This is a genomic window from Vibrio chanodichtyis (assembly GCF_028863985.1).
Taxonomy (GTDB): Bacteria; Pseudomonadota; Gammaproteobacteria; order Enterobacterales; family Vibrionaceae; genus Vibrio; species Vibrio chanodichtyis.
The window spans coordinates 1-11,615 of the sequence record NZ_JARBFT010000017.1 but is presented as its reverse complement, the minus strand read 5'-3'; the positions used below and the strand labels follow the sequence as shown (position 1 = coordinate 11,615).

Genomic DNA, 11,615 nt, shown 5'->3' with positions numbered 1-11,615 from the left:
CGGCGCAGTGGTTATTGTTGCAAATGGTAAATAAGCGACATAGCTGGATTGAAAAAAGAAAAACCGCAGCCAGTGATCATCAAAAGCCCCGGCAAAGCGGGGCAATTATAAAGTCACTAAGCTTTAAGTAACGCCAAAATTCTATTCGATGTTTTGGATCTGCTCGCGCATCTGTTCGATCAGCACTTTTAGCTCAACGCCGGAAGCGGTGATATCGGTGGCGATGGATTTAGAGGCCAGCGTGTTTGATTCACGGTTGAACTCTTGCATCATGAAATCTAGTTTGCGACCACAAGAGCCACCTTTTTTCAGTACTTCGCGCGCTTCTTTGACGTGAGAATCGAGGCGATCCAGCTCTTCGGCGACATCGGATTTCTGTGCGAGCAGGATCAGCTCTTGCTCGACGCGACTTGCATCCAGTTCAATCTTCGCTTCTGCAAATTTGTTCAGCAGACGCTCACGTTGCCACTCGAGAATTTCTGGCATCCGCGCGCGTACTTTCACTACTTCGGCACTGATTGCTTGTAAACGTTGCTCAATCAGCGCTTTCATATTGTCACCTTCACGGCCACGCGCAGTGATAAACTCACTCACTGCTTCATCAAAGCCATTTAGTAGGGCTTGATTGATCGCATCCATATCCTGTTCTGGCGTTTCCATCACTCCCGGCCACTGCATAACTTGGAATGGATTGATGCGGCTTAGTTCGCCAGTCATGTGCATGATTTGGCTGGCCGCATTAATCACTTGTTGAGCAAGGGCTTGATTGATGGTTAGCTCGCTGCGTGCCGCAGGATTGGCTTCAAAGCGTAAATGACACTCGATTTTGCCGCGCGATAGGCGCTGACGAAACCGCTCACGCAGCAGAGGCTCTAAACCGCGTAACTGCTCAGGCAGGCGGAAATAGGTTTCGAGATAACGTTGGTTAACCGAGCGGATTTCCCACACGGCACTGCCCCAATCACCTTTGATTTCTTTACGTGCATACGCAGTCATGCTGTAGATCATTACCATATCCTTCAATTGAGTCGGCTAGTTATACTCTTGCTACTTGAAGTTGCAGCGGTGTTGGCGACGTTCGCTCATCCCAATCACATAGTTTACTTATGCTCATGGGGACTCACTCACTTGCCGCCTAACTGCAACTCCAAGTGGTTTGGGTATAGCGCAATCGAGCCATAATACGGCAAACAGGGGGCAGATCCTAGCTGCTCGGCCTCAGCTCTAGGATCTTGCCACTACTTCCAGTATAATTGCGCCCCAATTCTGTTTCCCCTTTCGCACAAGGCTTTTAACTATGCGCCCAGATAACCGCGCTGCGGATCAAGTTCGCCCGATCAAAATCACTCGCCACTATACGGCTTACGCAGAAGGCTCAGTGTTGGTGGAATTTGGCAACACCAAAGTGTTGTGTAATGCCAGTATTGAACAAGGTGTGCCGCGTTGGTTAAAAGGCCAAGGTAAAGGTTGGGTGACGGCCGAATATGGTATGTTGCCGCGCGCGACCCATTCGCGTACCCGCCGTGAAGCAGCCAATGGTAAACAGGGCGGCCGGACGATGGAAATCCAGCGTCTGATCGCACGTAGCCTACGTGCAGTGGTCGATTTACAAGCGATGGGTGAAATTATGATCACGGTGGATTGTGATGTGATCCAAGCCGATGGCGGTACGCGCACTGCTTCGATTACGGGTGCAAGCGTCGCACTAGCCGATGCGTTTGCCCATTTGGTGGCTCAAGGTCAACTGAAGAAAAACCCAATGAAAGGCCATGTAGCAGCGGTTTCGGTTGGTCTACTAGGTGATGAAGTGCTGTGCGATCTGGAGTATGTGGAAGATTCTGCTGCCGATACCGATATGAATGTCGTGATGACTGAAGAAGGTAAGATGATTGAAATCCAAGGCACCGCCGAAGGCGAGCCATTCAGTCATGAGCAGTTATTGAGTTTATTAGCCGTGGCTCAAAAAGGCATCGCCGATATTGTGGCGGTGCAGAAGGCGGCATTAGCCAATTGATTTAGATAGCTCCCAGTTGGGGGCTATTTTTTTAGTTATCTTTCTAGGGACTAGAGTCTAGGAACTAGAAACTTAGATATGGAGAAGATGTAATGAAAGCGTACCAGCGTGAGTTTATTGAGTTTGCCCTAGAGAAACAGGTGCTAAAGTTTGGCGAGTTTACTTTGAAATCAGGCCGTAAAAGCCCTTATTTCTTTAACGCTGGTCTGTTTAATACTGGCCGTGATTTGGCCCGCTTAGGGCGTTTTTATGCCGCGGCATTAGTGGATGCAGGCATCGAGTTTGATGTGCTGTTTGGCCCAGCTTACAAAGGCATTCCGATTGCCACCACCACCGCCGTTGCGCTGGCCGATCACCACGAGGTGGATACCCCTTACTGCTTTAACCGTAAAGAAGCCAAAGATCATGGCGAAGGTGGCAATCTGGTTGGCAGCAAGTTAGCTGGGCGGATTATGTTGGTGGATGATGTGATCACCGCCGGTACCGCGATCCGTGAGTCGATGGAACTGATTCAAACCAATGGTGCCGATTTGGCTGGCGTGTTGGTGGCGATTGATCGTCAAGAAAAAGGTCAGGGTGAGCTGTCGGCGATTCAAGAAGTAGAGCGAGATTTCGGTTGTGCGGTGATTTCGATCATCAGCCTAAGCGATCTGATCACTTACCTTGAGCAGCAAGGTGGTAATGCTGAGCATCTAGAGGCTGTTAAAGCGTACCGTGCACAATACGGCATCTAAGCAAATTGATATAACCCAAGCCTAAAATGAAAAACAGCCTCATAATCATGAGGCTGTTTTTTTACAGATGAGATCAGTTTTTAAGCGGTTGCTACTGGCAATTTTGATAGGTTTTACGCCCATCACGTTGGCTTTTTAACAGCCGTAAAATCCACATATACTGCTCAGGTCGCGGGGTGACTAAGTCTTCAATCGCTTGGTTCATAGCCCGCGCATCGCAGGTTTCATCGCCAGTTGGGAAATCTTGCAGCGCCGGTAAAATGTGCACTTGATAACGCCCCGATTCGCTGTCGTAACATGACATTAAAGGCACTACCTGCGCTTTACACAGTTTGGCCATTTTGCCAAAGCCTTTGAGGGTGGCTTTTTCAGTGGCAAAAAACGGTACAAACACTGAGTTTTGTGGGCCGTGATCTTCATCGGGTACCCAATAGCCCACATAACCGGCTTGAATTGAGCGCAAAAAAGGTTTGATACCCGCTTCGCGGCTAAAGATTCGCCCACCATACTGCATACGCTGGACATGCATCAGCCAATCGGTGATGGGATTACGCTGCGGCTTCATAATGTTGGTGACTTTATAACCGCGTGCGGCCAGCATGACTGCTGCATAATCGATCGCCCAAGAGTGCGGTACCAGCAAAATAACCCGTTCGCCACGGTCGAGCAAGGGCAGCAAATTCTCTTCACCAATCAATTCACCGCGCGCGTTATTGTAGCGAGTTGAGCGTACCAACAGTTCAGAATAGCCCAGCATAAACTGCGCGGCTTTCACTAGGGTGTCATGCAAGATTTGCTCGCGGCGATCTTCGCTGAGCTGCGGGAAACAGAGGCCTAGGTTAACCCGAGCCCGACGCACCATCCGACCGTTGTTACGGATGATCAGTGGCACTAAGGATTGCGCTAATTTATCGCGTAACCGCCAAGGAATAAATGCCAATAGCCCTGCACAAGCGATTCCAATCCAAGTTCCCCAATGTTTGGGGTGCAAAAAGTGCCACTCAAATTTAGGAGAGTGTAAATGTCGCGCCATACTGGTGTCTTTATCGCTCACAAATGCCTCGTTACTGATAGCGTGAATGGTTCATGGTTGTATCCGGCATCGTTTTGAAGCGTTTATGTAGCCACATCCACTGCTCGGGGGCGCGCAGTATAAGCTGTTCAACAAATTTATTCATGTAAGCTGCGGCAGCGGTTTCATCTTTTTGTGGGTAGTCCGCTTCAATCGAAGTGTCCGCGATAATCTCATAGCGCCCTTGTGCATTACGGAAGCCAGAGCCGAGCACAATCGCACAGTGGCTAGTGTAAGCCAAAATACTGGTGCCGGTGGTGGTGCAAGCTTGCTGCACAGCAAAGAAAGGCACAAATACCGATTTGTTACGCCCATAATCGTGGTCGGGCAGATAGAATAAGCGGTGACCTTGGCGGAGGACTTTAATCATCGTTTTTACATCTTTACGATCAATCAATTGATTACCATTGTGGGAGCGCCCCCAATGTTGGATAAAATCGTAAGCGGGATTATTGTGTGGTCGGTAAACACCATAGCCACTCATGCCTAATACCCCAAATGCGCGCGCGGTGATCTCCAGATTGAGCGCATGGACACAGCACAGCAACACTCCTTTACCGTTTTGCGCATGGTCGCGAACCACTTGGGTATCTTGATTAATCAAAATCCGTTTAAAACGCCAAGTTGGCCAAAACCAAGTGATGCCCGTTTCAATTAAGGCAGCACCGGTATTTTTGAAATTTTCCAGCACAAAAGTATCAATCTCAGCTTGGCTCATCTCCGGGAAAGCCAGTTCCAGATTGCGTCTGGCGATGTGTACCCGCTTTTTACCGAAACGCATGGAAAATTGGCCGATGCTGCGGCCGATGTTCAGTAACAGCGCGTAAGGTAGCAGGTTAACCAGCAGCGCCAGCAGGCCGAAACCGAGCCAGACCCCCCAATATTTAGGATGCAATAAAGCGCAGGAAAATGAAGGTTGGCTGTATTTGGATTTACTCATGTGACTTACTCAATCTGCGCACTCAGTAGTGCCCAGTATTCATCAAAATTAGCGGTCGGTAGATATTTAAAATCGGAACGCACAAAGCGATTCAGGCTGCCTTCCACCTGACCGAGTAATTGCGCGGCAAGAATATTTTCATCGACCGGGAAGGATTTTCCTTCACGAATTTTACGTTCGCGCAGAATTTGTCGTAAAGAGGTTTCAATTCGTTCAAACAACTGATTGATTCGATCGCGGAGGCGCTCATTTTCAAACATTAGCGCATGTCCAGACAGAATGCGGGTTAAACCTGGATTACGTTCAGCAAAGGCGAGCAGCAGCTGCATCACTAGCCGAATGCGACTGAGGGTATCTTTTTCCTCATCAAAGATACGGTTGATGCGCGACATCAACGACTCTTCGATAAACTCTATCAATCCTTCAAACATGCGAGCTTTACTGGGAAAGTGGCGATAGAGTGCGGCTTCGGAAACGCCAACCTGTTTGGCTAATTTAGCGGTGGTAATGCGTGAAGCGCCTTCATTCGACTCGAGCATTTGTGCTAGAGCTTGCAAGATTTCTTCGCGTCGGTTGATTTTTTTATTGCCGGCCATGCACCGTTTTCCTTTTTATTATCACTGCGGATCAACAATCAATACCCTACCCTCAGCGCAATGAGGGTAGTGATGAAACCGATGAAGTTTAACTAAGCTCAACGGTGGTTCGAAGCGTGTTGATAAAAATGGTTGAACTGGGTGGCGAAAATAACGCCTAGCTGTGCTACTGAACTATGACATTAATCGATGGATCTGCTCTAGCACCGCTATAGCGAGCGCTTGCTTACTGGTTAAAGGCAAGCTTTGCTGACCCTCTCGCCAAAATAACGTCAAGGCGTTGTCATTACTGTTAAAGCCTTGTCCGGGCAGTGAAACATCATTGGCACAGATCAGATCTAAATTTTTACGCTGCAGTTTACTGCGAGCATAGGTTTCCACCTGCTGCGTTTCGGCAGCAAAACCGACGGTAAATGGGCGATGTTCGCTCAGGGCTGCAACTGCGGCAACGATATCGGGATTTTTGACCATCTCAATGGTCAATATATCGTTGTCGCTATTCTTTTTGATCTTCTGCTCGGCCATGGTTTGTGGGCGATAGTCGGCCACGGCGGCGCAGGCGATAAAGATCTGGTGCGCAGTCGCTTCAGTCATGACTGCGCTATGCATTTCTAGTGCGCTTTGCACATTAATTCGTGTCACCCCCGCTGGGGTGGGTAAATGTACCGGACCGCTGACTAGCGTGACTTCTGCCCCCAATTGCGCGGCGGCTTTGGCTAGCGCAAAGCCCATCTTGCCTGAGCTATGATTGGTAATATAACGCACTGGATCGAGCGCTTCTTGGGTTGGACCTGCGGTGATCAGCACTCGTTGTCCGTGCAGAATTTTGGGAGTGAAAAATTGCTCGCAACGCGCTACCAGTTCCATGGGTTCTAACATGCGCCCTGGGCCGACATCGCCACAAGCTTGTTCACCAGCAGCGGGGCCCCAGATTGAGTAGCCGCGTTGCTCAAGGGTATCCAGATTGGCTTGGGTGGCAAGGTTACGATACATCTGCTGATTCATCGCTGGTGCGATCACCACTGGGGCATCAGTGGCGAGAATTAACGTGGTTAATAAATCGTTGCCCATTCCAGCCGCGATACGTGCAATCAGATCGGCAGTGGCAGGAGCCAGCAGTACTAAATCAGCCCATTTGGCCAGTTCAATATGCCCCATCGACGCTTCTGCTGCTGGATCAAGTAAACTGGTAGAAACCAGGCGACCCGATACCGCTTGCATGGTTAGCGGAGTAATGAATTGCTGCGCAGCGTGCGTCATCACTACTTGCACGCTTGCCCCACGCTCCACTAATCGACGAGTGAGTTCGGCACATTTGTATGCTGCGATACCACCGCTGATACCGAGCAGAATCTTTTTGCCTGCCAATGTTTGCATTTCGAAACCCTCAAAAAATCTGCGCGCTATGTTAGCACAGTTAGTGGGAAATATTGCAGCCACCTCGGCACGATAGCGTGCGCGTGGCCAGTGGTAAAGTGGCGCTGGAGGTTCGCCGAAAACGACGATTGATAGCCTTTCGCCAAGCGATGGGCAGGCTAGCAAGTTTAAGCTTTTGTCTGCAGCCTTATTACATTAGCCCGTGAGGCGGTTCGAAACTTAAGCCACACGGCTTGCGAGTTGTCGGCTTCTCTGCTTTGTGTAAACCAAATCCTTGGCAGAGCGCACTATGAATCTCAAATCTTTACCAACCGAATCGATGCCGCGCGAAAAATTGCTGCAACGTGGCCCACACGCATTAAGTGATGCAGAATTGTTGGCGATTTTTTTACGCACCGGCACCCAAGGCATGAATGTGCTCGTCTTGGCGGATCTATTGCTGCGTGAGTTTGGATCGCTGCGCGCGCTGTTTTGCGCCTCTCAAGCCGAATTTTGTCAGCATAAAGGGCTAGGGGAAGCCAAATATGTGCAATTACAAGCGGTATTAGAAATGGCGCAGCGCCATTTGGCGGAAACTCTCAAACGGGGCGATGCCCTGACCAGCCCGCAGCACACCAAACTTTATTTATCCAGCGTGTTGCGGGATCGCCAGCGTGAAGCCTTCTATATCTTATTTTTAGATAACCAACATCGGGTGATCCGCGATGAGATTTTATTTGAAGGCACGATTGATGCCGCCAGCGTTTATCCACGAGAAGTGGTTAAGCATGCATTGGCACATAATGCTGCCGCGGTCATATTGGCGCATAACCATCCTTCGGGAGTGGCAGAACCGAGTCAAGCGGACCGCCGGATCACCGATCGACTGCGTGATGCCTTGAGTGTGGTCGAGATCCGAGTGCTCGACCATTTTGTGGTGGGCGATGGTGAAGTGGTCTCTTTTGCTGAACGAGGCTGGATATAGTCAAAGCTAGATATAGTCAAAGCTAATAGTGTGCGGCATTTTTAAACTTGTGACTTAGCGAGAATCTGCTAATATGCCCCGACATTTTTTAACCCTGATTCAGCTCGCACCGTAAAAAGATCAGCAAATCCTGCGAAAAGGATCTGTTCGGGTCTTGAGCAATGTGCGGCAAGTTAGTATAATGCGCGACCTTTGATAGCCTTGTATGGGTATTCCATAACGGTTTTTACCCTCAACTTCTGATTTCGGAAAGAGAGAGGTTCGGCCACCAAGGTTGATATCGAGCTGAAACGATTTGGAGAAGACATTCATGTCACGAGTATGCCAAGTAACTGGTAAGCGTCCTGCTGTTGGTAACAACCGCTCACACGCAAAAAATGCTACTAAGCGTCGTTTTCTGCCGAACCTACAAACTCATCGTTTCTGGGTAGAGAGCGAAAAACGTTTTGTTAAACTACGTCTAACTGCTAAAGGTATGCGTATCATCGACAAGAAAGGCATCGATGCTGTTCTTGTAGAGATCCGTGCACGTGGCGAAAACGTTTAAGAGGAATTGAGCAATGGCTAAAGGCATTCGCGAAAAAATCCGCCTAGTATCATCAGCTGGTACAGGTCACTTCTACACCACTGACAAGAACAAGCGTAACATGCCTGGCAAATTCGAGATCAAGAAATTTGATCCTGTAGTTCGTCAGCACGTTATGTACAAAGAAGGCAAAATCAAGTAATTGATTTTATCTCTCTCTTGTAGTGTGTGAAAAAACCCAGCCTTTGGTTGGGTTTTTTTCTGCCTGCAATTTGGGTTTACCGTGTGATAGCGGAGATCCTACCCACTAGGATCTGATAGCGCAGTTTGCTACTCTGTGAGCGTTGGCTTATAGCTAGGAGTGATTATGCGTGTTTCTCCCCATCGACGTCGCCGTTGGAATAATATCCTGATTTTATCGGTGATCGGTTTTATTGCGATTCTCAATCTGCCAACGGTGATTAAAACCTACCTGGTGCCGCAGCCAACTAGCCGTTTTCCAACACTATTACGACCTGCTGCGACATTACAAGCGATGAATTTTCCGCAATTTTCTCTCGAGAAAAGCCGTGAAGAGTGGTTTGCTAGCCCTGAACTCAGCGTGAGTGGTAAACAGTTAGTGCAACGTTGGCAAGCGCTAACCGGAACCGAAGTCGAGGACGCCACTTATCGTGCCTTGCAACCAACGTTACCTAGCGCACAGACCATCGAAGTGTGGTACGCCGACAGCGAAGAGCCACAGCGGATCACTTTCTACCAAACCCCACAATTTTGGTTGCTAAAAAACTGGCAAGATCACTGGATTGCCGTCTCGGTTGAAGCCAATTATCTGTTTCCTGCACCTTTGCCGGTCCATTCCACGCTGAATAAATAACGTGGCCAAGCAAGCGCTGATCAAATAAGCCGTTTAGCGCCGTTGATCGCATCATCCTGTAAGGAAGAGAATCGCAATGCCTGAATTACCTGAAGTTGAAGTGAGCCGGTTGGGGATTTCTCCGCATCTGGTGGGCGGTATTATCCAATCGATCATCTTGCGCGTCCCTAAGCTGCGTTGGCCGATCCCGCCTGAGCTTAAGCAATTGGAAGGACAGCCGATTTTAGCGATTGAGCGGCGGGCGAAATACCTGATCATTGAAACGGCGCTTGGTAGCGCGATTGTGCATTTGGGGATGTCTGGTTCGCTGCGGATTTTAGAGGGTGATTTTCCGGCTGGTAAACATGATCACGTCGATCTGGTGATGAGTAACGGTAAACGGCTGCGCTATAACGATCCGCGCCGTTTTGGCGCTTGGTTATGGTGTGAGCCTGGGCAAACTCATGCCGTGTTGCAGCGTTTAGGCCCAGAGCCACTAAGCGCCGCCTTTACCGCTGAATATATGGCTGACAAAGCACGCAATAAACGGATTGCGATTAAAGCTTTTATTATGGATAACGCTGCGGTGGTCGGGGTTGGCAATATTTACGCCAATGAATCGCTGTTCAGTTCCCGCATTCATCCGCTGCGCCCAGCTCATTCACTGAGCTTAGTTGAGTGGCAAACCTTAGTTTGTAATATTAAACAGGTGCTGCAAGTCGCGATCCAGCAAGGGGGAACCACCTTGAAAGATTTTACCCAAAGTGATGGTAAGCCCGGCTATTTTGCCCAAGAATTACAGGTATATGGCAAGGCCAATCAACCTTGCCCTAATTGCGGAGCACCACTGTGTGAGCAGAAAATTGCCCAGCGCAATAGTTTTTTCTGCGCCGAGTGCCAGCCTGAATGGCAAGAATGTAGAGAAAAATTGTGATATAACCTGCACAGCTTTCGATCAGAAGAGAAAATTGTAATGAAATATTTAGTCACTGGTGCGGCAGGTTTTATTGGTTCAGCTGTGGTTGAACGCTTATGTGCGGAAGGTCATGACGTGGTTGGGATCGATAACCTTAATGACTATTACGATATTGCGTTAAAACAGGCTCGTATCCAGCGAGCTGCCCATGAGCGTTTTTCATTTATTAAAATGGATATTGCTGACCGCAACGCCGTTGCGGAACTTTTTGCTGCAGAGCAGTTTGATAAGGTGATCCACTTAGCGGCACAAGCGGGTGTGCGTTATTCAATTGATAACCCAATGTCTTATGCAGATAGCAATTTGGTGGGGCATTTGGCGATTCTGGAAGGTTGTCGTCATCATAAGATCAAACATTTAATTTATGCATCTTCTAGCTCGGTGTACGGTTTAAACCGTAAAACTCCGTTTAATACTTCAGACAGTGTTGATCACCCGATTTCTTTGTATGCCGCGACCAAAAAATCCAATGAGCTGATGGCGCATACTTATTCGCACTTGTACCAAGTACCCACTACAGGTCTGCGATTCTTTACGGTTTATGGCCCATGGGGGCGTCCAGACATGGCGCTGTTTAAGTTCACCAAAGCGATCATTAACGGTGATCCTATCGATGTCTACAACCATGGCGATATGATGCGTGATTTCACTTATATCGACGATATCGTGGAAGGGGTATTGCGCATTAAAGATGTGATCCCTCAGCCGAATGCGGATTGGACGGTAGAAAACGGTACTCCAGCTACCAGTTCGGCACCTTATCGAGTGTATAACATTGGTCATGGCAGCCCAGTACAACTGATGGATTACATCAAAGCGCTTGAGTCGGCATTAGGAATTGAAGCCAATAAAAACATGCTACCAATGCAACCGGGCGATGTGTATGTCACCTATGCTGATACCGATGATCTGTTCAACGCAACCCAATACAAGCCACAAATGGGTGTGAAGCAAGGGGTCGCGAATTTTGTGAAATGGTACAAAGAATTCTATATCGTATAGCGATATTCCCCACACCATTTACAGCCGGGGCTGGTACCCCGAGCTGTAAATGCTAGCCTCTTATCCTATTTGGCGCCCAGTTTGTTTGGCTGAGCGTTAGTTATCTATTTGTTGTTGCCTAAATGAAGTATCAAGCCCACCTTCGTCAGCTTTGTCTGTTACTAATCCAGTTTAGCCTGTTCTCGATAAGCTTATTGCTGATCGCTCGCGTAATATTTTTTCTGCACATTGATGATCTACTGCCTAAAGTCGCAATAAATGATGATGTTTGGCGCGCATTTTGGGTTGGCATGCGGTTTGATGCCAAAGTTACCGCGATTGCTTATGCCCCACTCCTGCTGAGTGGCTTGATTGCGGCTTGCTCGAGCAAGGCTTACTTGCGTTGGCAGCGTTTTGCTGTGAGCTACCATAGTGTGATTGCGTGTTTATATGTGTTGGGCTGTGTTGTTAATCACTACTACTACCTCACTTATGGCAGCTATGTTGCGTATTTCGGTGATTGCGATCGCTCGTTTCGGTTTATTCCGATCACCTGACTCTACCATTTTTCTCTCTTCCTAT

At 48.6% G+C, this 11,615-nt stretch carries 14 protein-coding genes; 9 read left to right on the top strand and 5 right to left on the bottom strand.

Annotated features, from left to right (window positions below):
• Positions 1–141: 141 nt before the first annotated feature.
• Positions 142–1,008, bottom strand: a complete 867-nt coding sequence (locus tag PUN32_RS12810) for a YicC/YloC family endoribonuclease (protein ID WP_274723569.1) — start codon at positions 1,006–1,008, stop codon at positions 142–144.
• Between the two features lie 289 nt (positions 1,009–1,297).
• On the opposite strand from PUN32_RS12810, the gene rph reads away from it, so the two are divergent.
• Both rph and pyrE read left to right on the top strand, forming a co-directional pair.
• A complete protein-coding gene (gene rph, locus PUN32_RS12805; protein WP_274723568.1) occupies positions 1,298–2,014 on the top strand; it encodes a ribonuclease PH in 717 nt (238 codons plus the stop codon).
• Positions 2,015–2,106: 92 nt separating this feature from the next.
• Positions 2,107–2,748, top strand: a complete 642-nt coding sequence (gene pyrE, locus PUN32_RS12800; RefSeq protein ID WP_274723567.1) for an orotate phosphoribosyltransferase — start codon at positions 2,107–2,109, stop codon at positions 2,746–2,748.
• Positions 2,749–2,839: 91 nt separating this feature from the next.
• On the opposite strand, the gene lpxM is transcribed toward pyrE, so the two are convergent.
• From lpxM to coaBC, 4 genes are all read right to left on the bottom strand, one after another.
• Positions 2,840–3,802 carry a lauroyl-Kdo(2)-lipid IV(A) myristoyltransferase gene (gene lpxM, locus PUN32_RS12795; RefSeq protein ID WP_274723566.1) on the bottom strand — a complete coding sequence of 321 codons (963 nt, stop codon included), beginning with the start codon at positions 3,800–3,802 and terminating at the stop codon, positions 2,840–2,842.
• Between the two features lie 10 nt (positions 3,803–3,812).
• Positions 3,813–4,760, bottom strand: a complete 948-nt coding sequence (locus PUN32_RS12790) for a Kdo(2)-lipid IV(A) acyltransferase (RefSeq protein ID WP_274723565.1) — start codon at positions 4,758–4,760, stop codon at positions 3,813–3,815.
• A gap of 5 nt (positions 4,761–4,765) precedes the next feature.
• Complete coding sequence (gene slmA / locus PUN32_RS12785) at positions 4,766–5,356, bottom strand: nucleoid occlusion factor SlmA (RefSeq protein WP_274723564.1); 591 nt, start codon at positions 5,354–5,356, stop codon at positions 4,766–4,768.
• A gap of 174 nt (positions 5,357–5,530) precedes the next feature.
• Complete coding sequence (coaBC, locus tag PUN32_RS12780; protein ID WP_274723563.1) at positions 5,531–6,733, bottom strand: bifunctional phosphopantothenoylcysteine decarboxylase/phosphopantothenate--cysteine ligase CoaBC; 1,203 nt, start codon at positions 6,731–6,733, stop codon at positions 5,531–5,533.
• 289 nt (positions 6,734–7,022) lie between these two features.
• Here coaBC and radC point away from each other — a divergent pair, with 289 nt between their 5' ends.
• The 7 genes from radC (at position 7,023) to PUN32_RS12745 (ending at position 11,590) form a co-directional block, all read left to right on the top strand.
• Complete coding sequence (gene radC / locus PUN32_RS12775; protein WP_274723562.1) at positions 7,023–7,697, top strand: RadC family protein; 675 nt, start codon at positions 7,023–7,025, stop codon at positions 7,695–7,697.
• 310 nt (positions 7,698–8,007) lie between these two features.
• Entirely contained in the window at positions 8,008–8,244 is a 237-nt protein-coding gene (rpmB, locus tag PUN32_RS12770) for a 50S ribosomal protein L28 (RefSeq protein ID WP_000091952.1), read from the top strand.
• A 13-nt stretch (positions 8,245–8,257) separates the two neighbouring features.
• Positions 8,258–8,425: a 50S ribosomal protein L33 gene (rpmG, locus tag PUN32_RS12765; protein WP_166013921.1), complete on the top strand. Its 168-nt coding sequence runs from the start codon at positions 8,258–8,260 to the stop codon at positions 8,423–8,425.
• A gap of 165 nt (positions 8,426–8,590) precedes the next feature.
• The gene (locus tag PUN32_RS12760) at positions 8,591–9,097 is read left to right on the top strand and encodes a hypothetical protein (RefSeq protein ID WP_274723561.1); all 507 of its coding nucleotides are present in this window, start codon (positions 8,591–8,593) and stop codon (positions 9,095–9,097) included.
• 76 nt (positions 9,098–9,173) lie between these two features.
• Complete coding sequence (mutM, locus tag PUN32_RS12755) at positions 9,174–10,010, top strand: bifunctional DNA-formamidopyrimidine glycosylase/DNA-(apurinic or apyrimidinic site) lyase (RefSeq protein WP_274723560.1); 837 nt, start codon at positions 9,174–9,176, stop codon at positions 10,008–10,010.
• Positions 10,011–10,049: 39 nt separating this feature from the next.
• Positions 10,050–11,054: an NAD-dependent epimerase gene (locus tag PUN32_RS12750; RefSeq protein WP_274723559.1), complete on the top strand. Its 1,005-nt coding sequence runs from the start codon at positions 10,050–10,052 to the stop codon at positions 11,052–11,054.
• 122 nt (positions 11,055–11,176) lie between these two features.
• Entirely contained in the window at positions 11,177–11,590 is a 414-nt protein-coding gene (locus PUN32_RS12745) for a hypothetical protein (protein WP_274723558.1), read from the top strand.
• The last annotated feature ends 25 nt before the right edge of the window (positions 11,591–11,615 follow it).

What these genes read in the sequence shown, in the direction of transcription:
- rpmG (WP_166013921.1), top strand. Translation starts at nt 8,258, where the DNA reads ATGGCTAAAGGCATTCGCGAAAAAATCCGCCTAGTATCATCAGCTGGT.
- coaBC (WP_274723563.1), bottom strand. Translation starts at nt 6,733, where the DNA reads ATGCAAACATTGGCAGGCAAAAAGATTCTGCTCGGTATCAGCGGTGGT.
- slmA (WP_274723564.1), bottom strand. Translation starts at nt 5,356, where the DNA reads ATGGCCGGCAATAAAAAAATCAACCGACGCGAAGAAATCTTGCAAGCT.
- PUN32_RS12790 (WP_274723565.1), bottom strand. Translation starts at nt 4,760, where the DNA reads ATGAGTAAATCCAAATACAGCCAACCTTCATTTTCCTGCGCTTTATTG.
- PUN32_RS12750 (WP_274723559.1), top strand. Translation starts at nt 10,050, where the DNA reads ATGAAATATTTAGTCACTGGTGCGGCAGGTTTTATTGGTTCAGCTGTG.
- radC (WP_274723562.1), top strand. Translation starts at nt 7,023, where the DNA reads ATGAATCTCAAATCTTTACCAACCGAATCGATGCCGCGCGAAAAATTG.
- PUN32_RS12760 (WP_274723561.1), top strand. Translation starts at nt 8,591, where the DNA reads ATGCGTGTTTCTCCCCATCGACGTCGCCGTTGGAATAATATCCTGATT.
- PUN32_RS12810 (WP_274723569.1), bottom strand. Translation starts at nt 1,008, where the DNA reads ATGATCTACAGCATGACTGCGTATGCACGTAAAGAAATCAAAGGTGAT.
- pyrE (WP_274723567.1), top strand. Translation starts at nt 2,107, where the DNA reads ATGAAAGCGTACCAGCGTGAGTTTATTGAGTTTGCCCTAGAGAAACAG.
- mutM (WP_274723560.1), top strand. Translation starts at nt 9,174, where the DNA reads ATGCCTGAATTACCTGAAGTTGAAGTGAGCCGGTTGGGGATTTCTCCG.
- rph (WP_274723568.1), top strand. Translation starts at nt 1,298, where the DNA reads ATGCGCCCAGATAACCGCGCTGCGGATCAAGTTCGCCCGATCAAAATC.
- PUN32_RS12745 (WP_274723558.1), top strand. Translation starts at nt 11,177, where the DNA reads ATGAAGTATCAAGCCCACCTTCGTCAGCTTTGTCTGTTACTAATCCAG.
- rpmB (WP_000091952.1), top strand. Translation starts at nt 8,008, where the DNA reads ATGTCACGAGTATGCCAAGTAACTGGTAAGCGTCCTGCTGTTGGTAAC.